Annotated in this window: 22 protein-coding genes, 1 tRNA gene and 1 riboswitch; of the genes, 9 read left to right on the top strand and 14 right to left on the bottom strand. The window is 62.1% G+C overall.

What is annotated here, in order from left to right; genetic code table 11:
- Positions 1-144 precede the first annotated feature (144 nt).
- Complete coding sequence (locus AC0L2R_RS16170) at positions 145-1,155, top strand: Hsp33 family molecular chaperone (RefSeq protein ID WP_473510147.1); 1,011 nt, start codon at positions 145-147, stop codon at positions 1,153-1,155.
- A gap of 196 nt (positions 1,156-1,351) precedes the next feature.
- Here AC0L2R_RS16170 and apaG read toward each other — a convergent pair whose 3' ends face one another.
- A complete protein-coding gene (apaG, locus tag AC0L2R_RS16165) occupies positions 1,352-1,744 on the bottom strand; it encodes a Co2+/Mg2+ efflux protein ApaG (protein ID WP_023802187.1) in 393 nt (130 codons plus the stop codon).
- A gap of 257 nt (positions 1,745-2,001) precedes the next feature.
- Here apaG and AC0L2R_RS16160 point away from each other — a divergent pair, with 257 nt between their 5' ends.
- Positions 2,002-3,156: a ceramide glucosyltransferase gene (locus AC0L2R_RS16160; protein WP_473510145.1), complete on the top strand. Its 1,155-nt coding sequence runs from the start codon at positions 2,002-2,004 to the stop codon at positions 3,154-3,156.
- Between the two features lie 46 nt (positions 3,157-3,202).
- Here the strand turns inward: AC0L2R_RS16160 and AC0L2R_RS16155 are convergent, their stop codons facing one another.
- Entirely contained in the window at positions 3,203-4,393 is a 1,191-nt protein-coding gene (locus tag AC0L2R_RS16155; protein WP_473510143.1) for an O-succinylhomoserine sulfhydrylase, read from the bottom strand.
- Positions 4,394-4,465: 72 nt separating this feature from the next.
- Positions 4,466-4,543: riboswitch (SAM riboswitch) on the bottom strand.
- 125 nt (positions 4,544-4,668) lie between these two features.
- Between AC0L2R_RS16155 and AC0L2R_RS16150 the strand changes: the two genes are divergently transcribed.
- Together AC0L2R_RS16150 and AC0L2R_RS16145 are read left to right on the top strand one after the other, a co-directional pair.
- On the top strand, positions 4,669-5,763 hold the full coding sequence (locus AC0L2R_RS16150; RefSeq protein WP_027155183.1) for a 2'-deoxycytidine 5'-triphosphate deaminase: 1,095 nt from the start codon (positions 4,669-4,671) through the stop codon (positions 5,761-5,763).
- Positions 5,764-5,856: 93 nt separating this feature from the next.
- On the top strand, positions 5,857-6,630 hold the full coding sequence (locus AC0L2R_RS16145) for an ABC transporter substrate-binding protein (RefSeq protein ID WP_473510142.1): 774 nt from the start codon (positions 5,857-5,859) through the stop codon (positions 6,628-6,630).
- Positions 6,631-6,807: 177 nt separating this feature from the next.
- Here the strand turns inward: AC0L2R_RS16145 and araD1 are convergent, their stop codons facing one another.
- From araD1 to chvE, 4 genes are all read right to left on the bottom strand, one after another.
- Positions 6,808-7,800 carry an AraD1 family protein gene (gene araD1, locus AC0L2R_RS16140; protein WP_473510141.1) on the bottom strand — a complete coding sequence of 331 codons (993 nt, stop codon included), beginning with the start codon at positions 7,798-7,800 and terminating at the stop codon, positions 6,808-6,810.
- Positions 7,801-8,088: 288 nt separating this feature from the next.
- Positions 8,089-9,381 (bottom strand): multiple monosaccharide ABC transporter permease, encoded by a 1,293-nt coding sequence (mmsB, locus tag AC0L2R_RS16135; protein ID WP_287214994.1) that lies wholly within the window; start codon positions 9,379-9,381, stop codon positions 8,089-8,091.
- Positions 9,378-10,910 carry a multiple monosaccharide ABC transporter ATP-binding protein gene (gene mmsA, locus AC0L2R_RS16130; protein ID WP_287207356.1) on the bottom strand — a complete coding sequence of 511 codons (1,533 nt, stop codon included), beginning with the start codon at positions 10,908-10,910 and terminating at the stop codon, positions 9,378-9,380. The genes mmsB and mmsA overlap by 4 nt, the downstream gene beginning before the upstream one ends.
- Before the next feature lie 99 nt (positions 10,911-11,009).
- Entirely contained in the window at positions 11,010-12,074 is a 1,065-nt protein-coding gene (gene chvE, locus AC0L2R_RS16125) for a multiple monosaccharide ABC transporter substrate-binding protein (protein ID WP_023802196.1), read from the bottom strand.
- Positions 12,075-12,390: 316 nt separating this feature from the next.
- Here chvE and AC0L2R_RS16120 point away from each other — a divergent pair, with 316 nt between their 5' ends.
- Positions 12,391-13,380, top strand: a complete 990-nt coding sequence (locus AC0L2R_RS16120; protein ID WP_473510361.1) for a LysR family transcriptional regulator — start codon at positions 12,391-12,393, stop codon at positions 13,378-13,380.
- 140 nt (positions 13,381-13,520) lie between these two features.
- Positions 13,521-14,525 carry a L,D-transpeptidase family protein gene (locus AC0L2R_RS16115; RefSeq protein WP_473510138.1) on the top strand — a complete coding sequence of 335 codons (1,005 nt, stop codon included), beginning with the start codon at positions 13,521-13,523 and terminating at the stop codon, positions 14,523-14,525.
- A gap of 654 nt (positions 14,526-15,179) precedes the next feature.
- Here AC0L2R_RS16115 and AC0L2R_RS16110 read toward each other — a convergent pair.
- The 4 genes from AC0L2R_RS16110 to AC0L2R_RS16095 all read right to left on the bottom strand — a co-directional run bounded on the left by AC0L2R_RS16110 (position 15,180) and on the right by AC0L2R_RS16095 (position 18,501).
- The gene (locus AC0L2R_RS16110; protein ID WP_091600261.1) at positions 15,180-15,878 is read right to left on the bottom strand and encodes a Crp/Fnr family transcriptional regulator; all 699 of its coding nucleotides are present in this window, start codon (positions 15,876-15,878) and stop codon (positions 15,180-15,182) included.
- Positions 15,879-16,045: 167 nt separating this feature from the next.
- Positions 16,046-16,294 (bottom strand): DUF3606 domain-containing protein, encoded by a 249-nt coding sequence (locus tag AC0L2R_RS16105; RefSeq protein ID WP_473510136.1) that lies wholly within the window; start codon positions 16,292-16,294, stop codon positions 16,046-16,048.
- Positions 16,295-16,466: 172 nt separating this feature from the next.
- A tRNA-Gly gene (locus tag AC0L2R_RS16100) sits at positions 16,467-16,540 on the bottom strand.
- 89 nt (positions 16,541-16,629) lie between these two features.
- The gene (locus tag AC0L2R_RS16095; protein WP_473510134.1) at positions 16,630-18,501 is read right to left on the bottom strand and encodes an acyltransferase family protein; all 1,872 of its coding nucleotides are present in this window, start codon (positions 18,499-18,501) and stop codon (positions 16,630-16,632) included.
- 253 nt (positions 18,502-18,754) lie between these two features.
- On the opposite strand from AC0L2R_RS16095, the gene AC0L2R_RS16090 reads away from it, so the two are divergent.
- On the top strand, positions 18,755-19,018 hold the full coding sequence (locus tag AC0L2R_RS16090) for a DUF6460 domain-containing protein (protein WP_027155530.1): 264 nt from the start codon (positions 18,755-18,757) through the stop codon (positions 19,016-19,018).
- A gap of 68 nt (positions 19,019-19,086) precedes the next feature.
- Here the strand turns inward: AC0L2R_RS16090 and AC0L2R_RS16085 are convergent, their stop codons facing one another.
- The 3 genes from AC0L2R_RS16085 to AC0L2R_RS16075 are packed head-to-tail and all read right to left on the bottom strand — an operon-like array spanning position 19,087 to position 21,445.
- Positions 19,087-19,989 (bottom strand): histone deacetylase family protein, encoded by a 903-nt coding sequence (locus tag AC0L2R_RS16085; RefSeq protein ID WP_473510132.1) that lies wholly within the window; start codon positions 19,987-19,989, stop codon positions 19,087-19,089.
- Between the two features lie 32 nt (positions 19,990-20,021).
- Positions 20,022-21,098, bottom strand: coding sequence for a quinone-dependent dihydroorotate dehydrogenase (locus AC0L2R_RS16080; RefSeq protein ID WP_473510131.1), 1,077 nt, complete (start codon positions 21,096-21,098; stop codon positions 20,022-20,024).
- The gene (locus AC0L2R_RS16075; RefSeq protein WP_473510129.1) at positions 21,095-21,445 is read right to left on the bottom strand and encodes a DUF952 domain-containing protein; all 351 of its coding nucleotides are present in this window, start codon (positions 21,443-21,445) and stop codon (positions 21,095-21,097) included. Before AC0L2R_RS16075 ends, AC0L2R_RS16080 begins: the two co-directional genes overlap by 4 nt.
- A 173-nt stretch (positions 21,446-21,618) precedes the next feature.
- Here AC0L2R_RS16075 and AC0L2R_RS16070 point away from each other — a divergent pair, with 173 nt between their 5' ends.
- Positions 21,619-22,056 (top strand): hypothetical protein, encoded by a 438-nt coding sequence (locus AC0L2R_RS16070; protein ID WP_128169125.1) that lies wholly within the window; start codon positions 21,619-21,621, stop codon positions 22,054-22,056.
- Between the two features lie 125 nt (positions 22,057-22,181).
- The gene (locus tag AC0L2R_RS16065) at positions 22,182-22,841 is read left to right on the top strand and encodes a response regulator transcription factor (protein ID WP_287055843.1); all 660 of its coding nucleotides are present in this window, start codon (positions 22,182-22,184) and stop codon (positions 22,839-22,841) included.
- Between the two features lie 9 nt (positions 22,842-22,850).
- Here AC0L2R_RS16065 and AC0L2R_RS16060 read toward each other — a convergent pair whose 3' ends face one another.
- The gene (locus tag AC0L2R_RS16060) at positions 22,851-26,339 is read right to left on the bottom strand and encodes a hybrid sensor histidine kinase/response regulator (RefSeq protein ID WP_473510359.1); all 3,489 of its coding nucleotides are present in this window, start codon (positions 26,337-26,339) and stop codon (positions 22,851-22,853) included.
- Positions 26,340-26,552 lie beyond the last annotated feature (213 nt).

Below are 26,552 nucleotides of genomic sequence, written 5' to 3'. Positions count from 1 at the left end.
CGGCCGCCTTGATCCGGACCGCCTTGATCCCGGCCGCCTTGATCCGGCAGTGCGTGATGCCTATCTCAGGCGCATCACGCAAATCGAGCGCGTTTCGACGCATGCGCCCCGGAGGGCGGCATCGCCGCGCCCCGGAGCTTTGTCATGTTGGAAACCCGTCAATTGGCTGAACATCAACCCAAACTCGGCGAATTCGGCTACGCCGGCGACGATCATGTCGTGCCCTTCGAGGTCGGCCCGCTCGACGTGCGCGGCCGCACCGTCCAGCTCGGGCCGATGCTCGACGCGATCCTCAGCCGTCATGACTATCCCGAGCCGGTCGCCCGCCTGCTGGCGGAAGCCTGCGTGCTGACGGTGCTGCTCGGCACCTCGCTCAAGTTCGAAGGCAAGTTCATCCTGCAGACCCGCACCGACGGGCCGGTCGACATGCTGGTGGCGGATTTTTCCACGCCGCATGCGCTGCGCGCCTATGCCCGCTTCGACGCCGACCGGCTGGAGGCACTGATTTCTGCCGGCGAGACCTCGCAGCGGACGCTGCTCGGCAGCGGTGTGCTGGCGCTGACTATCGACCAGGGCGCCCACACGCAGCGCTATCAGGGCATCGTCCAGCTCGACGGCGAGACGCTCGAGGAGGCCGCGCGCACCTATTTCCGGCAGTCGGAGCAGATCCCGACCGATCTCAGGCTTTCGGTGGCCAAGCTGTTGACGCCCGGCATCGGCGGTGCCCGCGAGCAATGGCGCGCCGGTGGCATCCTGGCGCAGTTCCTGCCGCAATCGCCTGAACGCATGCGCGTGCCCGACCTTCCGGGTGGCGACGGCGATCCGCGCGAGGAGATCCATGATCCGGCCGACAATTCTTGGCAGGAACTGCTCGCGTTGCTTGGCACCATCGAGCCGACGGAACTGATCGACCCGACGATCGGCGCCGAGCGGTTGCTTTACCGGCTGTTCCACGAGCACGGCGTGCGCGTCTTCGGCGGCGTGCCGGTAGCCGACCAGTGCTCATGCTCCAGGGAGAAGATCCGCGGCATTCTCGAAGGCTTCTCCGCCGACGAGATCAGGGACAGCACCGAGGATGGCGGCATTCACGTCGCCTGCGAATTCTGCTCGAAGCAATACGACTTCGACCCGGCGGAATTTGCTGCGGCTCAATAGAATTGAAATCACCAACGAAGCCTTGGCGCTGCCGTTCACCCTTACCCTCTCCCCGTGAAGAACGGGGAGAGGGGGCGCCAGCGTTGCGACAGGTTGTCCAGTTGATAGATGGTTCCCTTCTCCCCGTTCACTAAACGGGGAGAAGGTGCCGGCAGGCGGATGAGGGGCAGCACGACCTTCCGGCCATCTATCTCCCTCAGTTCACCGTCCGCCGCGTGCCCGGCAGGTCGAGCGAAAAGGCGGGGATGGCGACGTCGAACGTTTCGCCCCGCTTGTTGCGCATCGTGTAGTGGCCGACCATGATGCCGGATGGCGTCGAGAGTGGGCAGCCAGACGTATACTGATAACTATCGCCGGGATTGAGTTCAGGCTGGTCGCCGACAACGCCGGCGCCGCGCACCTCCTCGACCCGGCCGGTGCCGTCGGTGATCTGCCAGTAGCGCGACAGAAGCTGCACGAATTCATCCGACTGGTTGTCGATGGTCACCTGGTAGCCCCAGACATAGCGGTTCTCCGAAGGGTCGGAGCGATCTTCCAGATAGAACGGCCTGACCTGCACTTCGATGTCGCGCGTGACGGCGCTGTACATAAATCACTCCACACTATGCAGACGGAACATTCGACGCTCTCCGCAGTTCGGTCAACGGGGTGCGTCCCCTCGGTGTCTGCCATCGTTGCCCGAATTTGTTAAGCGCAGGTGCCGAACAACAATGTCATTTAAGTGACACGTGACAATGATGGTGTGCAGGGCCGGGGATGGTGTGCAGGGCCGGGCGACTCAGCATTCTGTCGAACTGTTGAAAACGGCTTCATGCGGCCGATTTTTTCTGGAGCGACCAGATTTTGATGGAATTGACAGTCACAGCCGCCTTGCTTTCCATAGTTCTGCTTGTTGTCAATCTCGCCAGCATCCTGCTCGCTTCGTTGAAGCTGAAGCGGCCTGGCAGGATCACGCCGCCAGCCGCCAAGGCGCCGCCGGTGTCGATCGTCGTGCCGTCGCGCGGCGTCGAGCCGTTTACCGAGGAGACGCTCGAGCGCGCCTTCTCTCTCGACTGGCCGCACTATGAGCTCATCTTCTGCGTCGCCCATACCGACGACCCGGTGGTCGGGCCGATCACCGATGCGATCGCCCGCTTTCCGGCCGTGCCGGCCCGGCTGCTGGTCGGCGACGACCGCATCAGCGGCAATCCGAAACTCAACAATTGCGTGAAGGCTTGGGAGGCCGCGCGCCACCACTGGGTCATCCTTGCCGATTCCAACGTCCTGATGCCGAGGGACTATGTCCAGCATCTGATGACGGCATGGCGGCAGGACACCGGCCTCGTCTGCTCGACGCCGATCGGCTCGCGGCCGGACGGGTTCTGGGCGGAGGTCGAATGCGCTTTCCTCAACACGCTGCAGGCCCGCTGGCAATATACCGGCGAGGCGCTCGGCCTCGGTTTCGCCCAGGGCAAGAGCATGCTGTGGAACAAGCCATTGCTCGACGCCAATGGCGGCATCCGTGCGCTTGCCGCCGAGATTGCCGAGGATGCCGCTGCGACCAAGCTGGTCAACGGGCTCGGACTGCGCGTCAATCTCGTTGCCGCGCCCTTCGAACAGCCGCTCGGCTTGCGCACATTTGGCGAAATCTGGTCGCGCCAGGCCCGCTGGGCACGCCTCCGTCGCGTCACATTCCCACTGTTCTTCGCGCCCGAGATCCTGATCGGAGCGGCGCCGCCGCTGGTGCTTGCGCTGGTTGCGGCAGCAGGCGCCGGTTTCAGCCTGCCGGCTACCGCCATCGCCGTGCTGATAGTCGCCTATCTGCCGGAATGCGCTCTCGCCTCGGCCAAGGGCTGGCACCTGTCGCTGCGCATGATCCCGGCGATGGTTGCGCGGGACGTGATGCTTCCCGCCATCTGGGTGCGCGGCTGGCTCAGCGGTGCCGTCGACTGGCGCGGCAACACGATGACCATCCAAACCAGCGCCGTTGCGGAATTGGAAGAGACGCCGTCGGGCGCCTGACCGCGCCTGCTTTGCAGATTAGAGCGCAGCAGTTCGGCGCGTATCCCTACCTGGCGGCTTTCAAGGCCTGCTCGATGTCTTCGAGCAGGTCGTCAGTGTCCTCCAGTCCGACGGATAGCCTGAGCGTGCCTGGCCCGATGCCAAGTTCGGCCCGCGCCTCGTCGCTCAGATTCTTGTGTGTCGTCGTCGCCGGATGGGTGATCAGGCTCTTGGCGTCACCGAGATTGTTGGAGATCAGCACGACATCGAGCGCGTTCTGGAAGGCGAAGGCCGCCTGCTTGCCCCCCTTGACGTCGAGGCAGATCAGCGTCGAGCCGCCCGACATCTGCTTCTTGACGATCGCCGCCTGCGGGTGATCGGCGCGGCCGGGATAGATGACGCGGACAATTTCCGATCGCTCGGCGAGGAAGTCAGCGATCCGGCCGGCACTTTCTGTCTGCTGGCGAACGCGTAGTGGCAGCGTCTCCAGCCCCTTCAGCAGCGTCCAGGCATTGAAGGGCGAGAGGCTGGGACCGGTGTGGCGGAAGTAGTCGTGCAAATTCTCGTCGATCCACTTCTTGTCCGACAGGATGATGCCGCCGAGGCAGCGTCCCTGGCCGTCGATGTGCTTGGTCGCCGAATAGACGACGATATGGGCGCCGAGTTGCAACGGCTTCTGCTGCAAGGGCGTGGCAAAGACGTTGTCGACGATCAGCCGCGCGCCGATCGAATCGGCAAGCGAGGCTACGGCTGCGATGTCGACGACCTCCAGCGTTGGATTGGTCGGGCTTTCAAGGAAGAACAACTTGGTGTTGGGCCTGACCGCCTTTTTCCAATTGGCGATTTCGGTGCCGTCGACCAGCGTCGCCTCGATGCCGTATTTCGGCGCCAGCGTCTCGACCACCCAGCGGCAGGAGCCGAACAGCGCGCGCGCCGCCACGATATGGTCGCCCGCCCGGGCACTGCACAGCAACGCCGCCGTCACCGCCGCCATGCCGGATGCGGTGGCGCGGGCATCTTCGGCACCTTCCAGCGCACACATGCGCTTCTCGAACATGTCGACCGTCGGATTGGCATAGCGCGAATAGATGAAGCCCGGTTCCTCGCCCTTGAAGCGGGCTTCTGCCGCCTGCGCCGTATCGTAGACATAGCCTTGCGTGAGATACATCGCCTCGGAGGTTTCGCCGAAGCCGGAACGCAGCGTTCCTGCATGCACGAGGGCGGTCTGAGGCTTCCAGTTGCGCGTTTTGCTCGTCATCACCTTGTTCCAAACAAAAAATGGTCCAAACACAAAAAAAACCGGCCGCGAAAGTCGCAACCGGTCGTACAGCCTTTCGGCCCGACGGTCCTTTAGCGACTTGTTTAACGTGGCTGCAAGCCGACCGGCCAAATCACCACGGGATAACGATCCTTTAGACCTGCACCGCGCTTGCGTCAATTGCCGGCATGATTAAGAGGTTTGTACCAGCGGGTTCCACGGCAAGAACCTGCGACAAGACGAGACCACGCCCGGCCTTCGAGCGGAGCCAGACTTTGCGGCAGACAGGCATTCTTCCGGATCAGGATATTTCCGCGCTGTACCAGTCGGGCGCGCTGAAGTCACCGCGCGCGCTCGACGCCGACCAGGTCCAGCCGGCCAGCCTGGACCTCAGGCTTGGCGACAAGGCCTGGCGGGTGCGCGCCTCCTTCCTGCCCGGCCCCAACCACAGGGTTGCTGAAAAACTCGACCGCCTGAAGCTGCACGAAATCAATCTCGCCGATGGTGCGGTGCTGGAGACGGGCTGCGTCTATATCGTGCCGCTGCTCGAGAGCCTGGCGCTTCCGGCAAACATTTCCGCCTCGGCCAACCCAAAAAGCTCGACCGGGCGGCTCGACATCTTCACCCGCGTGATGACCGATCGCGGCCACGAGTTCGACAAGATCGCTGCCGGCTACAACGGCCCGCTCTATCTCGAAGTCAGCCCGCGCACCTTTCCGATCGTCGTCCGCGCCGGCTCGCGGCTGTCGCAGATCCGGTTCCGCACCGGCAATGCGCTTTTGTCGGAAAGCGAGCTGCACGAATTGCACCGTGCCGAGACGCTCGTCGCCACCGAGCCGCCGAACATTTCCGGCGGCGGCATCGCACTGTCGATCGACCTCGACGGCGACAAGGACGGACTGGTCGGCTACCGCGGCAAGCACCACACCGGCCTGGTCGATGTCGATAAGCGCGCCGCGCAGGATGTCGTCGATTTCTGGGAGCCGCTCTACAAGAGCGGTGCCGGCGAACTGGTGCTCGATCCGGACGAATTTTATATCCTGGTCAGCCAGGAAGCGGTGCATGTGCCGCCGCTCTATGCCGCCGAGATGACGCCCTTCGATCCGCTGGTCGGCGAATTCCGCGTCCACTATGCCGGTTTCTTCGATCCGGGTTTCGGCCATTCGGCCTCGGGCGGCACCGGCAGCCGGGCCGTGCTCGAAGTGCGCAGCCACGAAGTGCCGTTCATCCTCGATCACGGCCAGATCGTCGGACGGCTGGTCTACGAGCACATGCTGAAGCGGCCGCAGGCGCTCTACGGCACGGATCTCGGCTCGAACTATCAGGCACAGGGCCTGAAACTGTCGAAGCATTTTCGCGCCGCGCGCTGATCGCCCGCTATGATCAGACCATGCTTGCCTGACCTTACGGGTCGTGCTTGGCTGTCTTAGCCGTCAACACGGTTGGAACAAGGGGAACAAAAAATGCAGATTTCAAGATGGATCGCATCGGCAGCAACAGCCGTCATGCTGGCGATGTCAGTCGGGTCGCTGTCGGCGCAAGCACAGGAAAAGTTGAAGATCGCCACTGAAGGCGCCTATCCGCCGTTCAACACCATCACCGCGGATGGCAAGCTCGTCGGCTTCGACATCGACATCACCAATGCGCTTTGCGCTCAGATGAAGGTCGAATGCGAACTTGTCACGCAGGACTGGGACGGCATGATCCCGGCGCTCCAGGCCAAAAAATTCGACGCCATCATCGCGTCCATGAGCATTACCGAGGAGCGCAAGAAGCAGGTCTCCTTCACCAACAAATACTATACGACGCCGCTTTCGCTGGTGGCCTTGAAGGACAGCGATATTGCCTCGACCGAACCGGCGGCACTCGCCGGCAAGACAGTCGGCGCCCAGGCTTCGACCACCCAGGCCGACTATGCCCAGGATGTCTATGGCAAGGCCGGCGCCGAGGCGAAGCTCTATCCAACCCAGGAGGAGGCGGTCGCCGACCTGATGAACGGCCGTCTCGATGCCGTCCTTTCAGACAAATTCGTGCTGATGGACTGGATGAAGAAGTCGAGCGACGACTGCTGCAAGATGGTCGGCGACGTCAAGGGCACGGAGACCGAAGCCGGTATCGCCGTGCACCAGGAAGACAATGCGCTGCGCGAAAAGCTCAACGCCGCGATCGACGCGATCGTCGCCGACGGCACCTACAAGAAGATTCAGGCCAAATATTTCGACTTCGATATTTATTGAGAGGTCGAAGCTGCCAATCTCCCCCCTTGAGGGGGAGATGCCCGGCAGGGCAGAGGGGGGCGGTCCGGCCGGGCTCGGCTCTCTTTGTCGCAGACGCAGGGGGCTGGCGCTCTACGCTAGACGACCCCCTCTGTCGCCTTCGGCGACATCTCCCCCTCAAGGGGGGAGATCACGCCGTCAAAGCGCCTTCACCGCCACCTTCATCGGCTGCTCGATTTCAAGCGGGTTGCGCAGCGGCAGGCCGAAATCCTTGGCCTCGATTTCGAATACATCGCCGGCCGCGGTCCTGACGCCGTCGGCGAAGGACAGTGTTGCGGTGCCGAACATGTGCACATGCACGTCGCCCGGCTGGCGGAAGGCCGAATATTTGAAGTGGTGATGTTCGAGGTTGGCGATGGTGTGCGACATGTTCGCCTCGCCCGACAGGAACGGTTTTTCCCACAGCAGCTGGCCGTCGCGGAGGATGCGCGATGAACCCCTGACGTCGGACGGCAGCTCGCCGATCAGGATTTCCGGCCCGAACGAAGCGTTGCGCAGCTTGGAATGCGCGAGGAAAAGATAGTTCACGCGCTCGGTGACGTGATCGGAAAACTCGTTTGACAGCGTGAAGCCGACGCGGAACGGGACGCCGTCGTCGCCGATGATATAGATGCCGGCGACTTCCGGCTCTTCGCCGGCATCCTCGGCGAAGGCGGGCGACAGAAGTGCCGCCCCGGGCGCCACTGCCATGGTGCCGTTGCCCTTGTAGAACCATTCCGGCTGCACGCCGGTCTGGCCCTTGGCCGGCTTGCCGCCCTCCAGCCCCATGCGGAACATCTTCATGGAATCGGTGAGCTGCTCCTCGCCGTCGCTGCTGAGCTTCTTGTGCATGGAATCGCGGGTCGCGGCGGAGCCGAGATGTGTCAGCCCGGTGCCGGTGAGGTGGAGATGCGCCGGGTCGGGATGGTTGATCGGCGACAGCAGCCGCCCCTTCTTGTAGGCGGCATCGAGGTCGACCGCTTCACCAAAACCCTTGCGCTCGATGAGGGCGACGAGCCCGGTGCCGGTGCGCGCGGCCTCCATTGCCAGCGAATAGACGCTGCGGGCGCCGTTGATGATTCTGGTCTTGCCGCCGTTGCGGGCGACGACGCGGATGGTCTCCGCCTCGTCGAGGATCTGGGAAATCAGCATGACGTACCCTCTCTCAATTGCCTTGGCCGGCCTGCCGGTCTGGCAAGCTTTTCCTGGCGCAGCTCGGACGGTGTCCGCGCCACGGGTGAAATTCTTCGTCCGGATTGCTCGCGGGCCCGGTCCCCTGGGGGACTTCCTTGCGCCGCCCGGCAGCGCCGCGATGTGACCCGTGCCTCCTAAAAGCGCACCGCGTTTGAAAACGGGCCCGCTTTAATCCTTGTTTTCATGCATGCTGTTGTCCCAACACGCTGTGCACACGTTTGGCGACATGCATGAGTTCCCTCGCCCTCAAGCCTTGTTCTTGTTGTAGACGTCGAAGACGACTGCGCCGAGCAGCACCAGGCCTTTGACCACCTGCTGCCAATCGACATTGACGCCCATGATCGACATGCCGTTGTTCATGACGCCCATGATGAAACCGCCGACCACCGCGCCAACAACCTGACCGACGCCGCCCATCGCCGAAGCGCCGCCGATGAACACGGCGGCGATGACGTCGAGCTCGCTGCCGAGGCCGGCCGCCGGCACCGCCTGGCCCAGGCGCGCCGCAATAATCAGCCCGCCGAGCGCCGAGAGCACGCCCATATTGATGAACACCATCAGGGTCAGCCGCTCGGTCTTGATACCCGATAGCTGCGCCGCCTTGGCATTGCCGCCCATTGCGTAGATACGGCGGCCGACCGTCATGCGTTTGGTGACGAAGACGAACAGCGCAATCAGCACGCCCATCACCACGAGAACGATTGGCAGGCCCCTGTAGGTGGCGAATTGGTAGACCAGAAACAGCGCCAGGGCGCTGGTCACCAGGGTCTTGACGACGAACAGCGAGAAGGGCTCGGCTTGGTAGCCGTGCCGCTCGCGGCTGCGCCGTGCCCTGAGCCCGAAATAAGCATAGGCGACCACGGCGACGATGCCGAGCACGATCGTCGTCATGTGCAGCGTCAGGCCGCTGCCGACGATTGTCTTGCCGGCGGCGTTCACGACCGGCGGTATCAGCGTCAATGAGCCGATCACGTCGGGAATGAAGCCGGAACTGAGCGCCTTGAAGCCGACCGGAAGCGGCCCCACGGAGGACCCCCCACCCAGCAGCGCCTGGCAGATGCCGCGGAAGATCAGCATCCCCGCCAGCGTGACGATGAAGCTCGGTATTCGGTGATAGGCAATCCAGTAGCCCTGTGCCGCGCCGATCAAACCACCGACAATCAGGCAGATGATCGACACCACCAGCGGATTGCTGAAAGGGCCGAGAGGCCAGATGACCATCATCATCGCCGCCAGCGCGCCGACGAAACCGGCGACGGAGCCGACGCTGAGATCGATATGGCCGGAGACGATCACCAGCAGCATGCCCAGCGCCATCACGATGATGAAGCTGTTCTGCTGCACCAGGTTGCTCAAATTCACCGGCTTGAACAGCGTTCCGGACGTCGTGTACTGGAAGAACACCATGATGGCGATAAGCGCCAGGATCAGGCCGTATTCGCGCAGGTTGGTGACCAGCGCAGAGACAGCAATGCGCGGCCCTTGCTGCACATCTTCGGCGACGCCGCTTTTCGGGACGGGACCGCTTTCGGTGCTCATGATGCTTTTCCTTCTCCGCGAACGATGGCGCGCATGATCTTTTCCTGGCTGGCATCGCTCGCCGCCATTTCGCCGACGATGCGTCCTTCGTTCATGACATAGATACGGTCGGTGATGCCGAGCAGTTCGGGCATCTCGGACGAGATGACGATGATCGCCTTACCCTCCGAGGCGAGACGCGCGATGATCGTGTAGATTTCATACTTGGCGCCGACGTCGATGCCGCGCGTCGGCTCGTCGAGGATCAGCACCTCCGGATTGGCGAACAGCCACTTCGACAGCACCACCTTCTGTTGATTGCCGCCCGATAGATTGCCGGTCATCTGATAAACGCTGGACGAGCGGATGTTGGTCTTGGCCTTGTAGTCGTTGGCGACGGCGAGCTCGCGCATGTCGTCGATCACGCTATGGCGCGACACGCCGGGAAGATTGGCCAGCGTGATGTTGTGCTTGATATGATCGATCAGGTTGAGACCGTAGGTCTTGCGGTCTTCGGTGACGTAAGCAATGCCGTGTTCGACTGCCTTGCTGACAGAGGAGACATCGATGGGCTTGCCCTTGAGCAGCACCTCGCCGGTGATGCGGCGGCCATAGGAGCGGCCGAACAGGCTCATCGCGAATTCGGTGCGTCCGGCGCCCATCAGCCCGGCGACACCCACCACCTCGCCCTTGCGGACGTCGATATCGATACCCTTGATCACTTGCCGCTCGGCATGGATCGGATGATAGACCGACCAGTTCTTCACCTGGAGCACGACCTCACCGATGTCAGGCTCGCGCGACGGATAGCGGTCGTCCAGAGAGCGGCCGACCATCGAGGTGATGATGCGGTCTTCCGAGATGTCCTTCTTGGCCAGCGTCTCGATCGTCCGCCCGTCGCGGATGATCGTGACCTTGTCGGCGACCCGGTTGATTTCGTTGAGCTTGTGCGAGATCAGGATCGAGGTGATGCCCTGGCGCTTGAATTCGAGCAGCAGGTCGAGCAGCGCCTGGCTGTCTTTTTCGGACAGGCTCGCCGTCGGCTCGTCGAGGATCAGCAACTGCACTTCCTTGCTGAGCGCCTTGGCGATCTCGACCAGTTGCTGCTTGCCGACGCCGATATTGGTAATCAGCGTCTTGGGGTCTTCCTTGAGGCCCACCTTCTTGAGCAGAGCGCTGGTGCGCGTCTCGTTGGCGTTCCAGTCGATGATGCCGTAGCTGGCGTGTTCGTTGCCGAGGAAAATGTTTTCGGCGATCGACAGCATCGGCACCAGCGCGAGTTCCTGGTGGATGATGACGATGCCGCGGCGCTCGCTGTCGTGGATGCCTTTGAAATGGCACTCATCGCCGCGATAGACGATTTCGCCGTCATAGGTGCCGGCTGGATACACGCCCGACAGCACCTTCATCAGTGTCGACTTGCCGGCGCCGTTCTCGCCGACCACGGCGTGGATTTCGCCTTCTTCGACGCTGAGGTTGACATTCGAAAGCGCCTTGACGCCGGGAAACGTCTTGGTGATGTCACGCATCTCCAAAATCGTCTGGGCCATCGGCAATACCACTCCTGCGAGGTCCGGAAACATACCGGGGTCGTTCACTGACGAAGCGGGGCCCTGCGTTGCGCAGGACCCCGGGTTTTACGTCTGCGGTTACTTCAGCTCTTCGGCCTTGATGTAGCCGGAATCGACCACCAGGGCCTGGTAGTTCGACTTGTCGACATCATGCGGCGTCAGCAGGATCGAGGGGACGACCTTGACGTCGTTGTTGTAGGTCTTGGTGTCGAGGCCTTCCGGCTTGCCGCCCGAGAGCACCTTGTCGACGAGCTCGACCGTCGCCTTGGCGAGCTCGCGGGTGTCCTTGAACACGGTCGAGTACTGCTCGCCGGCGATGATCGCCTTGACCGAAGCGGTTTCGGCATCCTGGCCGGTGACGATTGGCCATGGCTGATCGGCCGTGCCGTAACCAACGGCGCGCAGCGAGGCGATGATGCCGCGCGACAGGCCGTCATATGGCGAGAGCACGCCATCGACGCGGCTGCCATCCGAATAGTGGGCGGAGAGCAGATTGTCCATGCGGGCCTGGGCGGTGGCTGCCAGCCAGCGGAGCGTGCCGACCTTGTCCATGCCCATCTGGCCGGACTTCACGACGAGGGTCTTGTCGTCGATCAGCGGCTGCAGAACGGACATGGCGCCGTCGTAGAAGAAGAAGGCGTTGTTGTCGTCGGGCGAGCCGCCGAACAGTTCGACGTTGAACGGACCCTTGTTCTCGGGATAGCCGAGGCCCTTGAGCAGCGATTTCGCCTGGATGACGCCGACGCCGAAATTGTCGAACGTGGTGTAGTAGTCGACATTCGGGGTTTTCTTGATCAGCCGGTCATAGGCGACGACGACGACGCCGGCGTCAGCCGCCTTTTGCAGCGCGTCCGACAAGGTGGTGCCGTCGATCGAAGCGATGATCAGCGCCTTTGGGCCCTTGGTGATTTCGTTTTCGAGCTGGCTGAGCTGATTGGGGATATCGTCCTGCGCATATTGCAGGTCGACAGTGTAGCCCAGAGCCTCGAGCTGGGACTTGACGGCGTCGCCGTCGTTGATCCAGCGCTGCGAGGTCTTGGTCGGCATCAGCACGCCGATGAGGCCTTCGCCTGCCTGCGCCGGGACCGTCATGGCCGCGATGCTAAGGGCCGCGACGGCGGCCAGTGTCTTGATGATCTTCACATTAACTCTCCCTGGTTGATGGACGCGCACCCTGGGTTTCGTGGGCCGCGCGATCGTGCAGGAGCGCCAAAACGCGCCGCTGCCGCCAAATCGATCTCCGGTATCCTCCCAATCGGTCCTGAGACTCTGGTTCCGGTCGATGCGATTTTTCTCGCTGGCGACGGTCAGGTTTCAGAACGCGCAAAGGTGTGGCGCTTTGCCATAACTGTCAAATGCGATCTTTGGTAGTTGCTATACCCAAACTGGTATACTGAAAATGGCCAAAAGATCGGGCCGGGATTGCCGGCCGGCCACCAGCGAGGAGCAAACCGACATCATGGCGGCGCTACGGGATTCTGGCGGACTTTCAGAGGGTTATGGGGAAAATCCCGGCAGGAGTGAGACCTTGCTGCGCAGCGGCCTCAGTCTGCGCCACATGCGCATGATCGCAGCCCTCGACGACCATGGCCGGGTCAGCGCGGCAGCCCAGGTCATGAACATCTCCCAGCCCGCCGCCTCGCGCATGATCGCCGAGATGGAGGCGGTGCTCGACGTCAAGCTGTGCGAGAGGCTGCCGCGCGGCATCACGCTGACGCCCTATGGCAAGGCGTTGGCGAGGCGCGCACGTTCGATCCTGCTCGAGATGCGCGAGGTCGACCGCGAGATATCCGAGCTCAAGGCGGGCAAGGGCGGCTCGGTGTTCCTGGGCGCGGTGACGGCCCCTGCAATCGAGCTCGCCGTGCCGGCGATCCGCGAGATCCGGCGCATCTATCCGCGTATCGAGATCACCATGCAGGTCGAGACCTCCAATGTGCTGGCGCGCGAACTGATCGCCACACGTCACGATTTCATCATCGCGCGCATCCCCGAGGACCTCAATCCGCGGCTGTTCGAGGCCCGCGTCATCGGCGTCGAGAAAGCCTGCCTCATCGTGCGCCGCGGCCACCCGCTGGCCAAGGGCAAGGCGGTGCGGCTGGAGGAGACCGCCGCCTATGACTGGGTTTTCCAGTCGGGCGGCTCGCCGCTGCGCCAGGCGATGGAGAGCAATTTCCTGAACCGCAACATCGCGCTGCCGGACCGCATCCTCAACACCAGCTCGCTGCTGCTCACCCTGGTCATGGTCGCGCAGTCGGACGCCATCGCGCCGGTGTCGATCCAGGTGGCGAAGTTCATCCAGAACCCCGAGGGGCTGGCCGGCGCCATCGACGTCGTCCAGACCGAATTCGACATCGAGGTCAGGCCATACAGTCTGATCACCGTAAAAAATCGCGTGCTTTCGCCGGCGGCCAAGATGCTGCACGACTTCATTTTGCGAGAAGTGGGCTGACGGCGTTAAATCAAGCAATCCTGCCAATCCACTCTTCGGCCATGTCGCTTCAATCAGAATATCGCTCGAGCGAAGGAACCACACAGGGCCGTGCCGCGTCATAGAAGCGGGGTCCTGTGCAGGATCCAGGGAGGCTATCGATGATCAGGCTTCTCCTCGTCTTCGCCGCGTTGCTTGCCGTCGCATGCGGCGGGGCGCGTTCGGCCAGGCTGGACCTGGCGACCGTCAATCAGGCCCAATTCACCGCTGGCGAACCGAAGGAGGTCGATCCGACGGTGCTCAAGGCGCAGATTCTTTTGGATCGCGCCCGCTTCTCGCCGGGGCTGATCGACGGTCGCCTTTCAGAGAACTTTGCCAAGGCACTCGGCGCCTTTCAGCAGGCGAACGGACTCCGATCCGATGGCAAGCTCACTGCGGAGACCTGGAGCAAGCTCACGGCGACCTCCGCCGACCCGGTGCTGGTCACCTATGAGGTGACGCGCAAGGATTTGCGCGGACCCTTCACCAGGCCTATTCCGGCTCGCATGGAGAGGATGGCCCGTCTGCGGCGGCTCGCCTATCGCAACGCGTTGGAGAAGCTGGCGGAGCGCTTCCATGTCAGCGAAAAGTTGCTCAGGATGCTCAATCCGGGCGCCGGCTTCAGGAAGCCCGGCAAGACCTTGATCGTGCCTGATGTTGGCCGCGGCGATCCTCCCGCCGGCGTAGCCGGCATCGAGGTCGACAAGGGCGCTCGCCTGGTGCGCGTGCTCGATGCTTCCGGCAAATGGCTCGCAGTCTACCCCGCCTCGATCGGCAGCGATGAGAAGCCGGCGCCAAGCGGCACGGCGCAGGTCAAGCGCGTGGTGCGCAATCCGACCTATCACTACGATCCGGATTTTGCCTTCAAGGGAGTCAAGACCAAGCGTCCCTTCACCATCGCTGCCGGGCCGAACAATCCCGTGGGATCGGTGTGGATCGATCTCTCCATCGAAAGCTACGGCATCCACGGCTCGCCCGAACCTGGCAAGATCGGCACAACCTTCTCGCATGGCTGCATCCGATTGACCAACTGGGATGTCGAAGATCTCGGCTCCATCGTGCAGCCGGGCACGAAGGTCGAGTTCAAGGACGAGACCGCCCGCGCCGTCGACGAGCTTGCCCCGTAGCAAAGCGGACTGGCCCGCCACCTGCTCTCGCAAAGCCCGGGCGCGCGCCGGAGACGATGCCGGATGACGTCCTATGGACCTGGCCTTCAGGCCGGTGGCGAGCTTCGAGGTGGCTGAAGACCCGTCCGACGACCCCGGCAAACGATCGCGAATGGCTTCCTCAGTTCTGTTTGCGGTCGATTCCACAACTTTGCCGACCTTGCCTGCTAGGGTGCCTGCATCTCCACCCGAGCCTTGCCGGTCGGCCTCTTCCTTGACCGTTTCGTAGGCCTCGGAAGGCTCATGGTCGGACTGCATAATGACGCGCCACGCCTAGCTCTCATTAAGGTCAAAGCTCACCGGAAGGTTGTAGTCTATTGCACGATTGGCAATCATGTTCGCCAGGTCGGAATCTGAGACCGAACATGCCGGTACGATCTGTTTGAGCGCCTTTACGGCGAGCCCCGTCGATATGAAACTATGGCGCCGCCTCCGACTATTTACATACTGTTCGATGAGATTTTCGAGCTCACGCATGTGCAATCCTTCTTTGACGTCAACTGTGCCAATTGAAGCCAGCCGTAATCGATCCGGAGCGAGGCTCATTCACATTGTTTATTTGACGAGAAATCTTGATGCCGCATCAGTGCGCCGACGCGTCTTGGCCGAGGGCGGTCACCGTGGCTCATGGAAGAGATTTAGGTAAGTCGTATCAAAGTCGGCCAGTAAGGCCAATCGCTGGAAATCAAGGATAACAATCCTGCGGTCTTTCCAGATAACCAGGTCCTTCGCTCGAAGCTCCTGCAGTGTCCGATTCACGTGAACTACAGATAGACCAAGCACGTCCCCCATTTCCGCTTGCGTCAGTGGAATAGCGAACTTCTGGTCAGAGGCCAATCCGACTATCTCTAATCGGACATACAACTCGCAAATTATATGTGCGAGATGCTGTTTGGCGGAGCGACGCCCGAGGCAGGTTATCCAGGTCCTTTGGATCGAGGCGTCGATAGTCGTCGAAAGCCAGAGCATCCGGGTGAGATGTGGACTTCCACCCATTGCTGTAAGCAGGTCTTTGTGTCGAATGAAAACTACATCGCACGAACCCAGCGCGCTCACGCTGTGATCCATCACTTTTAGCAGTAAACTATGCAGATCGACAAAGTCTCCCGGCACGTGAATTGCCGTTATTTGACGCTTTCCTTCCCGAATAGCCTGGTTTCGAACTGCGAACCCATTCGCGACAAGGCAGCTTTCGGTGGGGCGGGATCCCTCCCTGACGATCTCCTCATCGGGTCCGAAAGTTACCGGCCGAACCGGAAGAGCCTCAATGAGCGCGATCTCGTCTGGCGGCAGGGTGTCGCGGCGGTCGAGCATGTGAACCAGGAGGTCTTTGCCGAACATCGCGGTGCCTTTTGAGCAGATCAGGCATCGAGTTCCAGCGGCTCGTGCCAATTGACATGCCGCAGGTCCCGAGCATCTACGACTTGGCCTGTCGGACACAGATAGAAAAGGTCCGACTTCTTGGCTATGTCGCTTGCCGGTCATGGGCGGCCCTGGTTGTGAAACGTTCGGTCGTCGTTCGAGATCCGTTCTTGTGTGGTCACGGCGTTTCCGAGCTTCCGAGCCTCCCGATACAGGGTCTCGCGATCATTGCCGTGCTTGCCAAAAAGCTCGCGGATCTGCGGTATTGAGAGGCCGAACTTGGTAGCGAAATAGCGGAATTCATAGTCTTGGTCGCGCGCGACGCGGTTTCCCTCGCCAGAACCTCTATTGCCCTTGTCGTCGGCCATTATGGTTCCTCCCTGGCTGGCCTTCAGATCAACCGCAACGCGGATCGGCATCTTTTGTTGCCGCCTCTTATTAGAATCACGTTATGTTCTGTTCAGCTGATATAGGCCGCTCACCTAGACCTGATGATGTGATCCTGTGAGGTGCGGCGCCGGCCGGCCCGACTGGGTAAGCTGGAGCGGGTAGCGGGAATCGAACCCGCGCGTTCAGCTTGGGAAGCTGACAGGCTACCATTACATCATACCCGCGCAGCAGCCTCGTTACCACGCAAGCCGGCATTCGGGCAATCGTTATGCGTGCACTCGTGTGCACTCATGCCTTGCCAGCCGCCAGACTGTTATTCCGTCGTGGCAACGGCATCGTCTGAGGCAAAGGCCGGCCAGTATTTCGAAATTGCCAGCGTGGCCCCGACGGTAGAAAAATGGCCGTAGTCGAAATAGAGGAACTGGCCTGCGTCGGCGTAGGAGCAGCGTCCGGCGCTGCAGAGGAAATTCAGCGGATCGATGAAGGTGGCGCCTTTGGTAAATGCGCGCACACGGTTGTTGATGTCGGAATCCATGGCCATTGGCCACGATGTATCATCAAGATTTTCGCGCTTTGCGAAGAACGCGATTTTCCGAACATCGGTTATGAACTGTGGAGACTGGCCGATGACAAACACGCGTACACCCAGACCACGAAGCGTATCGATCGTTTGCTGGAGACCGTCGAAACTTCTGGCCTCATAATCGGTCCACCGACCGCTGAGTACAACCGTCTTGATGCCAGCGTCCTGAATAATCTTCAGGGCTTGCTGATTGAACCGCATGCAATCCGGGCGTCCATAGGAGAAGTAGGAGAGAATCGGGGGACAGCCCGCGTAGGTGTATTCGACGATATTGGCCCGGAGTTGATTTATGTTGGCGTCCAGGCCTGGAACATAGTGGGCGGCGAACGAGTCACCCCACAACAAAACTGTTGTAGGGAAGCCGCGTGTGCGCGTGCAATCCTCGATATTCCAGTTTTCGATTCGGCTGCCGCCCTCGTTGAAACAGGTGCCATTGCCCCAGTCCCCGACAGGAATCCGCTGTTGGACATAGTCTGGAAAGCGTTGCGGAAAGCCGTTGCCGAGCGCCCCGGCCGCCCCGCCAAGGCAAAGAACAGCGATTGCGCCCGCTGAAAAGGCGAAGATGGGCGCTGGGGCGGTGAAGCTCCTTTTCTGCCGAAACGGCTGCTCGACGTACTTCCAGGAAAACGCAGCCAGCGCGAGGCTTGCTACCGTCAACGCAACGGTCATCGAGGGGTCGAATTCTTCCAGTGAGAAATAGTGCGCAAACGCATTGATCGGCCAGTGGACAAGATACAGCGAATAGGAGATGAGGCCGATCCAGACTAGCGGTCGGACTTCGAGCAGGCGGGTAATGATCGTCGAGGGGCTGTTTTGGCCGACATAGATAAGCAGGACCGTTCCGACGCAAGGATACAAGGCGTTGTAGCCCGGGAACGGATCGCTCTCCGAAATCGTGAAGAACCCGATGGCAAGAAGGCCAAATCCGGCCAACCCGAGCAGTTCCATAACAAACCGGCTGCTCAGGGGCGGGGGGCGTTTCAGCATGAGCACGGCGCCCAGCATGAGCTCCCAGATCCGTGTCGGCAGCAGGTAGAATCCCGCGTTTGGCGCCAGCCACGTCGCCATGACCGCCAGCACGAAGCTGCCGAGGATGATCGGCAGGAGTATCGTCAGCCAGCGTTTGCCAAAATAGCGATAGATCAGGAACATCAGGATCGGGGCAAAGATATAGTACTGCTCCTCGACCGAAAGCGACCACGTATGCAACAGCGGTCGGAGCTCAGCATCGATCGAGAAGTAATTTGACGTTTTCCAGAAATAGATGTTCGACCAGAAAGTCGAAGCCGCTATGACGCTGAGACTGAATTCATGCAGATCCGACGGTAGAAGAATGAACAAGGCCGCAATACAGGTGAGAAGCGTGACAAAGATCAGCGCCGGCAGGATGCGCCGGGCGCGGCGCCAGTAAAAGCTGACGATCGAAAACTGGCCGCGTTCAAGGTCGTCCAGCAGGCTTCCGGTGATCAGATAGCCAGATATGACGAAGAAGATATCGACGCCGGTAAAGCCGCCTGGAATTGCCGAGATGCCGAAATGGAAGAGTACGACCGGCAGTACCGCAACGGCCCGAAGACCATCGATATCGCGCCTGTACTTCATTCAAGAAGCCCTGTGTTCGCAAGTCACGGTGAGGCAGCGCAGTCCGTCCATCACCGGGCGATGAGTCTGGCAGTTCGATATCAACTGGTTACCCTCTGTCGCCCAATTTTGCTGCACTGCAACATAAGTGTCAAGAGCACAATTCGGCAAAGCGCCGACGGGAGCAACTGAGCGATCGCCTTGATGCCGGGCGGCCAAGTGCGTATTTCTGGAGTTGTGCCCGAATCGGGGCAACCGAATCTGGAGACACGCCTTGTCCGCACTGACGCGCTTTCTCGGCGACACGCCGCTCCGGGTGCTCCTGAAGCTGCTGGTGCTGTCGTTCCTCGTCGGCCTTGTCATGAACGCTTTCGGCTGGTCGCCGATGGATGTGCTCTACGGCATCCGCAATGTCTTCGTCGATCTCTGGAACCTCGGCTTCCGCGCTATTGACCGTTTCCTCGGCTACATCCTTCTCGGCGCGGCGATCGTCATTCCAGCCTTCATCCTGCTCAGGATCGCCAACTACCGGAAATAGAGCAGACGCCGAACCGAAGGTTAGCGTGCGATAGCGGAAGCCGGTTCGAGGCCAAAACCGTAAGGCGGTTAGGCGAAGCCTGAGGCCGTTTCGAACAGGATCGCGTGGCGCGCGGCCAAAGCCGCCACGTCAGTCGAATAGCCGCCGCCGATAACGCCGCAGACCGGGATGCCGAGCGCGCGGAAATGACGGATCACCATGTCGTCGCGCGCACGCAGCCCGTCGTTCGACAGCGACAACCTGCCGAGCCGGTCCTCGGCATGAACGTCGACCCCGGCATTGTAGAAAACGATGTCCCAGCGCGCCCTGGCGGTGAGTTCCGGCAGGATGCCGCCCAACCTTTCGAGATAGGCCGCATCGCCGATGCCGTCGGGCAGGGCGATATCGAGGTCGGAAGCGATCTTGCGCGTCGGATAGTTACGATCGCCATGCATGGAAAAGGTGAAAACGCGCCGTTCAGCGCCCAAAATGTCGGCCGTGCCGTCACCCTGATGCACGTCGAGATCGACGATCAGGATATTGTCGGCGACGGCTTCGGCAAGCAGCACCAGTGAAGCCACCGCAACATCATTGAAGGTGCAGAAGCCGGCGCCTTGCGCGCGCCGCGCATGATGGCTGCCGCCGGCGGTATTGCAGGCGATGCCGTTCAGCAACGCCAGCCGCGCCGCCAGCACGGTGCCACCCGTTGCGAGCTGCGCCCTGAGCGAGACGCGCGGGCCTACCGGAAAGCCGATCTCGCGCTCGATTTTTTCTGGCACTTCGCAGGCCAGCACCTGGTCGACATAGCCGGCGGCATGGGCAAGCTTCAGCCATGATGCCGGCGCCGGCTCGGGCATGTTGAGCGCGGCGTGGCCGGCCAGTCCGCGCGCGCCCAAGGCTTCCATCAGCAGCTTGTATTTGCTCATCGGAAAACGATGATTGACGGCAAAACCGGCGTCGTAGTCGGGATGATGAACGATCTGCAGGGGCATGAGCGGCAGGTGCTTTTTAGGGCGACTTCGGGTTAGAGCGGCTTGGACGCCCATCGCTCGAGACTGGTATCGCGCAACTCGCGCAGTGATTTGAGCCGTTGCATGTCGGCGAACCGGGCCATGCCGGCAAGAATGCGGCCCGGCAGTGCCGGCCCGGCATAGATCATGCCGGTATAGAGCTGGACGAGATCGGCGCCGGCGCGGATCTTTTCGAGCGCCGTCTCGGCGGAATCGACGCCGCCGACGCCGATGATGGCGGGGTCCGGGCCAAGCAGTTTGCGCATCTTTGCCAGCACGATCGTCGAGCGCTCGAACAGCGGTTTTCCCGAAAGCCCGCCGGTCTCGCCGGCAAGATCGGCGCTGCGCAGCCGCGGCCGCGCGATGGTGGTGTTGGAGACGATGACGCCGTCTATTGCTTTCTCGGCGACCTCGGCGGCGATGTCCTCCAGTTCGGCCTCGACCAGATCCGGCGCGATCTTCAGAAAGATGACCGGCTGCGCGGCCGCTGCCGCACGTGCGGCCACGACGCGCGACAGCAACTCGCCAAGCTGTTCACGCGCCTGCATGTTGCGCAGGCCCGGCGTGTTCGGCGAGGAGATGTTGATCGTCAGATAGCTGGCGTAGGGCGCAAACCTGGCAACGCCGCGTTCAAAGTCACCGACGCGGTCTGTGCTGTCCTTGTTGGCGCCGATATTGACGCCGACGATGCCGGCGCGGCGCTTGCGGGCGGCAAGCCGTTGTTCGGCGGCCGCGTGACCCTCGTTGTTGAAGCCCAGCCGGTTGATCACCGCGTCGTCTGATGTCAGCCGGAAAATGCGCGGCTTCGGGTTGCCGGCCTGCGGCAGCGGCGTGATCGTGCCGACCTCGGCAAAGCCGAAGCCAAGGCCAAGCAGCGCATCGGGAACCTCGGCGTTCTTGTCGTAGCCGGCGGCCATGCCGAGCGGATTGGGGAAATCGATGCCGCAGACGCTGACTTTCAGCCTGTCGTCGCGCACGGGTCTCCCGCCTATCGGCAGCCCGCATTTCAGCGCCGCGATCGACAGGCCGTGGGCGGCTTCTGGATCGAATGCGAACAGGAACCTCTGGCCGAGCCGGTCGAGCACGCTCATTCGGCCTCCAGCGTCGGGAATTGGTGCAGGCCATCGGTGCCGAGCGGCAATGGTTGCACCCAGACGACGGCGTTGAGGTCGAGCGGGCCGTAAAGATGCGGGAACAGCGCACCACCGCGCGAGACCTCGTATTTCAGCGCATCACCCAGTCTGGCGCCATCGACGGCGACCAGCAGCAGCCCGGTCCGGCCGGCAAAGTGTTTTGCCGCGGTTTCCCTAGCCTGGCCGGCGGTGGAAAAATGAATGAAGCCGTCGGCGACATCGATCGGCGCGCCGGTGAAGCGGCGATTTCTTTCGGCCTCGCGCCACAGCGGTTCAGGTACTATCTTGTAGATAAGCTGAGACATGGTTGCGCTATAGTCCGAACCAATCGTACGGGGAAGAGGCAAGCAGGTTCCGGAAAAGTGTCACACGGTTTTCCGACAGGAACCTGCGTCAAGGTAAAGGCCAGGGTTCTTCCCCATTTCCGGCGCAAACATGCGATAAGATTGCGCTTACTGGCCTATGGAGGACAAACAATATGCGTCCGCAGCACGTCTTGATCCCTGCAGCCCTCGTCTCGCTCGTCGCGGCATCAGCCTTTTCCGAGGAAGCCGACCGCTACCGGTTGGAAAAGTCGGCCACCGGCTATGTCCGCATGGACACGCAGACCGGTGCGATGTCGATCTGTGAGGAGCGTTCCGGCCAGCTCGTCTGCAAGATGGCGGCCGATGAACGCGCCGCCTTCCAGGACGAGATCGACCGGCTGCAAAATTCGGTGAAGGCGCTCGACCAGCGCGTCGTCAAGCTCGAGAACTCGCTTGCCGCCCGCTTTGAGTCGACATTGCCCAGCGAGGAGGATTTCAACAAGACGATGAGCTACATGGAGCGCTTCCTGCGCGGCTTCATGGGCATCGTCAAGGACATGGAAAAGGACAGCGGCGAGGATGGCGCCAAGCCCAATTCGCAAAAAACCTGAGCACCGTTCACCGGGGAAGCCCGGCGCACCGGCTTGCCGCTTGAAAACGGCTGATATCGCCGCATAATCGTTCGACTGATCCCGCAAGAAGCAGACAATCACCAATGGGATTCGGGGAGGGCCATGTGCCGTCAGGCTATACTTTCGTCATCGCTGACGATCATCCGCTTTTTCGCGGCGCGCTGAGAGAGGCGCTTGCCGGCATCGGCGACGTCGCCGGCATTCATGAGGCCGGCGATTTCGAAAGCGCCAAGGCGCTGGTCGTGGCCAATGAGGACGTCGATCTGGTGCTGCTCGACCTGTCGATGCCGGGCGCGAGCGGCCTTTCCGGCCTGATCTCGCTGCGCGGCATCCATCCGACAGTGCCGCTGGTGGTGGTGTCGGCGCATGACGATCCGGTGACCATCCGGCGCGCGCTCGACCTTGGCGCTTCGGGTTTCATCTCCAAATCGGCCAGCATGGACGAGATCCGCAGCGCCGTGCAGTCGGTGCTTGCCGGCGACATCGCTGCGCCCACCGGCATCGATCTCGGCGTCGAGCGCGATCCCGAGATATCCGATCTGATCAAGCGGCTGCAGACGCTGACGCCGCAGCAGACGCGCGTGCTCGGCATGCTGGCCGAAGGTCTGCTCAACAAGCAGATCGCCTACGAGCTCGGTGTCTCCGAAGCGACGATCAAGGCGCATGTCTCGGCCATTCTGCAGAAGCTTGGCGTCGACAGCCGCACCCAGGCGGTGATCCTGCTGTCCAAGATCGGCAGCGACCCGCTGGCGGCGGCCGGCTGACCTCCGGCGCTACTCGGCTGCCGACGCCAGCGGTCTGACCCTCGCCATCATCGAGCGCAGCACCGCTGGTTTGAGCGGCTTGTTGATCACCGGCACGTCGAGCCTGCCGGCGCTGGCGCGCACCTCGCTCGAGCGGTCGGCGGTGACCAGCACCGCCGGCATGTCATGGCCATGGATAGCGCGCAGTTTGGCGATGGCGTCAAGGCCGGTCTCGCCGTCGAGATGATAGTCGGCAAGCACGATGTCGGGCCGACGCATGCCGGACCCCTCCAGATCCCTCGAGCCGGCAAACGTGTCGACGCTGCAGCCCCAGCCTTCGAGCAGCAGCCGCATGCCGTCGAGGATGCGGGCGTCGTTGTCGATGCAGAGCACGCGGAGCCCGGCAAGCGAAGCAGCCGTGCGGACCGGCGCCTTGGCCTCGATCTCGCGCCGCGGCTCCTGCACTGCCGCGACCGGCAGGACGACGGAAAAGCGTGTGCCCTTGCTCGGGCTTGAAAATATCTGGAGTTCGAGGCGCAAGACACGAGCGATGCGGTCGACGATCGAAAGGCCGAGCCCCAGGCCTTCGGCTTCGCGGGCGCCCTCATCGAGCCGGGTGAATTCGTGAAAGACCGTGTTCAGCTTGTCGGCGGCAATGCCGATGCCGGTGTCGATCACCTGTATCTCGGCCAGTTCGCCGCGCCGCCGCACGCCGACCAGGATGCGGCCATGGCGGGTGTATTTGATGGCATTGGATACGAGGTTCTGGATCAGGCGGCGCAACAGATTGCGGTCAGTCGTCACACTGAGCGACGATGGCATGATCGTCAGGCTGAGTTTCTTCTCGGCGGCAAGCGGCTGAAAGTCGTTGCCGATCTGGCGCAGCAGTCCGTCCAGGCTGAAGGCCGTGTCGTCCGGTTTCATCGCGCCGGCGTCGAGACGGGAAATGTCGAGGACTGCGCCGAGAATGGTCTCGACCGATTCCAGCGAGGATTCGATGTTGATCGCGGCCTTGCCCGCAGGTCCCTTGCCGGCCTTTTCGATCAGCGACGAGCAATAGAGACGAGCAGCGTTCAGCGGTTGCAGGATGTCATGGCCGGCGGCAGCGAGGAAGCGGGTCTTGCCGAGATTGGCCTCCTCCGCCAGCATCTGCGCCTGTGCCAGCTCCTCGTTGACGCGGGTCAGTTCGACGGTGCGGTTCTTGACGCGCTGTTCGAGCGTTTCATTGGCGCGCTTCAGCGCCAGGTCCTGCTCGACGCGCCCGGAAATGTCGGCATAGGTGGCAACGATGCCGCCATCCGGCATCGGGTTGGAGCGCAATTCCAGGATGCGGCCGCTGGTCTTCAGCTCCATCTGCCAGGGGCTGACGAAGCTGGTGAGGCGGTTGAGCATCGCCACCCGCTGGTCGGCCGGAATATCGCCGCGCTCGGCAAGGTGGCGCAGGATGCGATCGAGCGAGACGCCGACCTGGCCCATCTCGTCGGGCAGGTCGAACAGCGCCCGATATTGGCGGTTCCAGCAGATCAGCCGGAAATCCCTGTCGAAGACGGTGATGCCCTGTCCCATCTGGTCGAGCGCGATCTGCAGCAGGTCGCGGTTGTGCTGCAGCGCTTCGGTGGCGTCGTCGAGCAGGCGAAAGGCGTCCTTCGCCTCTCGATCATTGCGGCGCAGCAGCAGCGACAGGATGAGCCGCGCCGAAGAGGAGCCGACGGCACTTGCCAGAAGCTGCTCGGAGAAACGGATGACGTCCATGCTGGCCTGCTCGTTGCCGTGCAGCGAAGCGCCGTTGCTCTTTTCGAACGACTGAAACGACCGTTCAGTGCGTTCGACGCCGAGATAGCGCGCGATGGTGTCCTTGAGGTCGTTGACGGTGACGGTGGTGCGGAAGCGGCGCAGGCTCGGCATCGGGCTCGCCTCGCGCGGCACGAAAATCGACGCCTGGATGCGCTCCAGCGGCACCGACGCGCGCGACAGCGAGCCTAGCACGAAGAACAGCGTGTTGACCGACAGGCTCCACAGGACACCGTGGTTCAGCGGCTCGGCGACGGTGCCGAACAATGCTTGCGGCCGCAACGCTTCGAAACCGAACAGGCCGTGGACGACGATGCCGGTATCGGACGCGGCGAGCGAAGGAAGCAGCAGCGTATAGCTCCAGACGACGATGCCGGCGACCATGCCGAGCGCCGCCCCCCTGCCGTTGGCGCCGCGCCAGATCAGCCCGCCGACCAAGGCCGGCGCGAACTGCGCGATCGCGGCGAACGACATCAGGCCGATCGAGGAGAGCCGCGCGCTGTTGGTGCTCTCGCGATAGTAGAGGAAGGCGACGAACAGCATGATGAAGATCGCCGCCCGTCGCACGTTGAGGATGAGCGCTGACCAGTCCTCGTTCTCGGATGTCGTGGTCTTGAGCAGGCGACGCACAAACAGTGGAATGACGAGATCGTTGGAGATCATGATCGACAGCGCGACGCTTTCGACGATCACCATCGCGGTCGCCGCCGACAGGCCGCCGATGAACGCCGCCATAGCCAACACATCGTGACCGCTGAGCAGCGGCAGCGACAGGACATAGAGGTCGCTGCTGGTCCTGGTGCCGACCAGCGCCAGGCCGGCGAGCGCGATCGGCAGCACGAAAAGGTTGATCGCCACCAGATAGAGCGGAAACACCCATGTCGCGGTGCGCAGTTCGGCCTCGCTGCGGTTCTCGACGATGGTGACATAGAACTGGCGCGGCAGCATGATGATGGCGAAACCGCTCAAACACGTCAGCACCAGCCAGGTTGCGAGCGAGGTGCTGTAGCTCATCGCTTGCTGAACTTGCGAATTCTCGGCGAGCTTGTCGACCATATCGCCCGGGCCGCCGAAGATCAGGAAGGTCACCATCAGGCCGATCGCCAGGAAGGCGGCGAGCTTGACCACAGTTTCGACCGCTACCGCCAGCACCAGCCCGTCCTGGTGTTCGGTGGCGTCGGCGTGGCGCGTGCCGAACAGCACCGCAAATAGCGCAAGCAGCATGGCGACGACCAGCGAGATGTCGCTGACGAATGGATCGAACGAAGGCGGCGAGCCGGTATAATGCTCGACCATCAGGCTGACCGAGCCGGAAATCGCCTTCAACTGCAGTGCCATGTAAGGCACCGCGCCGATCGTCGCGATCAGCGTGGCGATCGCTGCCACGGCAAAACTCTTGCCGTAGCGGGCGCCGAGGAAGTCGGCGATCGAAGTGATCTTCTCTGTCTTGGCCAGCCTGACGATGCGCCGAAGCAGCGGAAAGCCGAACACGAACACCAGCACCGGGCCGATATAGATGCCGAGGAATTCGAGGCCGCGCTCGGAGGAAAGGCCGACCGAACCGAAGAAGGTCCAGGAGGTGCAGTAGATCGCCAGGCTGAGCGCATAGATGAAGGGCCGGGCTCGGTCAGGCCCGGATGTCGTCGAGCGTTGGTCGCCGAGGCTGGCGATGACGAACAGCAACGTCACATAGGCGATCGCGATGATGACGATGAACCAGCCCTGCACGGCCCAAAAATCCTCCCTTGCCGGTTTTTGCATCCGGCCTGCTGAGACGCAATCACAGCTTGGCGATCAAGTCCATCGCGGCTTTCGGCGCAGGATGGCTGCGGCTTCGGGAAATTTTGGCCGGAACCGGTCTTTTGCCGATGCTGCAACCGTAGGTTTTTGCTATTGTGCCAGTGGGGGGAATGAAGCGGGGCCGAACGAAGCGGGCAGAGG

Source organism: Mesorhizobium sp. WSM4820, assembly GCF_055811075.1.
The sequence above is the reverse complement of the archived record's forward strand: the minus strand, read 5'-3'. Positions and strand labels throughout refer to the sequence as shown.

What these genes read in the sequence shown, in the direction of transcription:
- AC0L2R_RS16170 (WP_473510147.1), top strand. Translation starts at nt 145, where the DNA reads ATGTTGGAAACCCGTCAATTGGCTGAACATCAACCCAAACTCGGCGAA.
- apaG (WP_023802187.1), bottom strand. Translation starts at nt 1,744, where the DNA reads ATGTACAGCGCCGTCACGCGCGACATCGAAGTGCAGGTCAGGCCGTTC.
- AC0L2R_RS16160 (WP_473510145.1), top strand. Translation starts at nt 2,002, where the DNA reads ATGGAATTGACAGTCACAGCCGCCTTGCTTTCCATAGTTCTGCTTGTT.
- AC0L2R_RS16155 (WP_473510143.1), bottom strand. Translation starts at nt 4,393, where the DNA reads ATGACGAGCAAAACGCGCAACTGGAAGCCTCAGACCGCCCTCGTGCAT.
- AC0L2R_RS16145 (WP_473510142.1), top strand. Translation starts at nt 5,857, where the DNA reads ATGCAGATTTCAAGATGGATCGCATCGGCAGCAACAGCCGTCATGCTG.
- araD1 (WP_473510141.1), bottom strand. Translation starts at nt 7,800, where the DNA reads ATGCTGATTTCCCAGATCCTCGACGAGGCGGAGACCATCCGCGTCGTC.
- mmsB (WP_287214994.1), bottom strand. Translation starts at nt 9,381, where the DNA reads ATGAGCACCGAAAGCGGTCCCGTCCCGAAAAGCGGCGTCGCCGAAGAT.
- mmsA (WP_287207356.1), bottom strand. Translation starts at nt 10,910, where the DNA reads ATGGCCCAGACGATTTTGGAGATGCGTGACATCACCAAGACGTTTCCC.
- AC0L2R_RS16120 (WP_473510361.1), top strand. Translation starts at nt 12,391, where the DNA reads ATGGCGGCGCTACGGGATTCTGGCGGACTTTCAGAGGGTTATGGGGAA.
- AC0L2R_RS16115 (WP_473510138.1), top strand. Translation starts at nt 13,521, where the DNA reads ATGATCAGGCTTCTCCTCGTCTTCGCCGCGTTGCTTGCCGTCGCATGC.
- AC0L2R_RS16110 (WP_091600261.1), bottom strand. Translation starts at nt 15,878, where the DNA reads ATGCTCGACCGCCGCGACACCCTGCCGCCAGACGAGATCGCGCTCATT.
- AC0L2R_RS16105 (WP_473510136.1), bottom strand. Translation starts at nt 16,294, where the DNA reads ATGGCCGACGACAAGGGCAATAGAGGTTCTGGCGAGGGAAACCGCGTC.
- AC0L2R_RS16095 (WP_473510134.1), bottom strand. Translation starts at nt 18,501, where the DNA reads ATGAAGTACAGGCGCGATATCGATGGTCTTCGGGCCGTTGCGGTACTG.
- AC0L2R_RS16085 (WP_473510132.1), bottom strand. Translation starts at nt 19,989, where the DNA reads ATGCCCCTGCAGATCGTTCATCATCCCGACTACGACGCCGGTTTTGCC.
- AC0L2R_RS16080 (WP_473510131.1), bottom strand. Translation starts at nt 21,098, where the DNA reads ATGAGCGTGCTCGACCGGCTCGGCCAGAGGTTCCTGTTCGCATTCGAT.
- AC0L2R_RS16075 (WP_473510129.1), bottom strand. Translation starts at nt 21,445, where the DNA reads ATGTCTCAGCTTATCTACAAGATAGTACCTGAACCGCTGTGGCGCGAG.
- AC0L2R_RS16070 (WP_128169125.1), top strand. Translation starts at nt 21,619, where the DNA reads ATGCGTCCGCAGCACGTCTTGATCCCTGCAGCCCTCGTCTCGCTCGTC.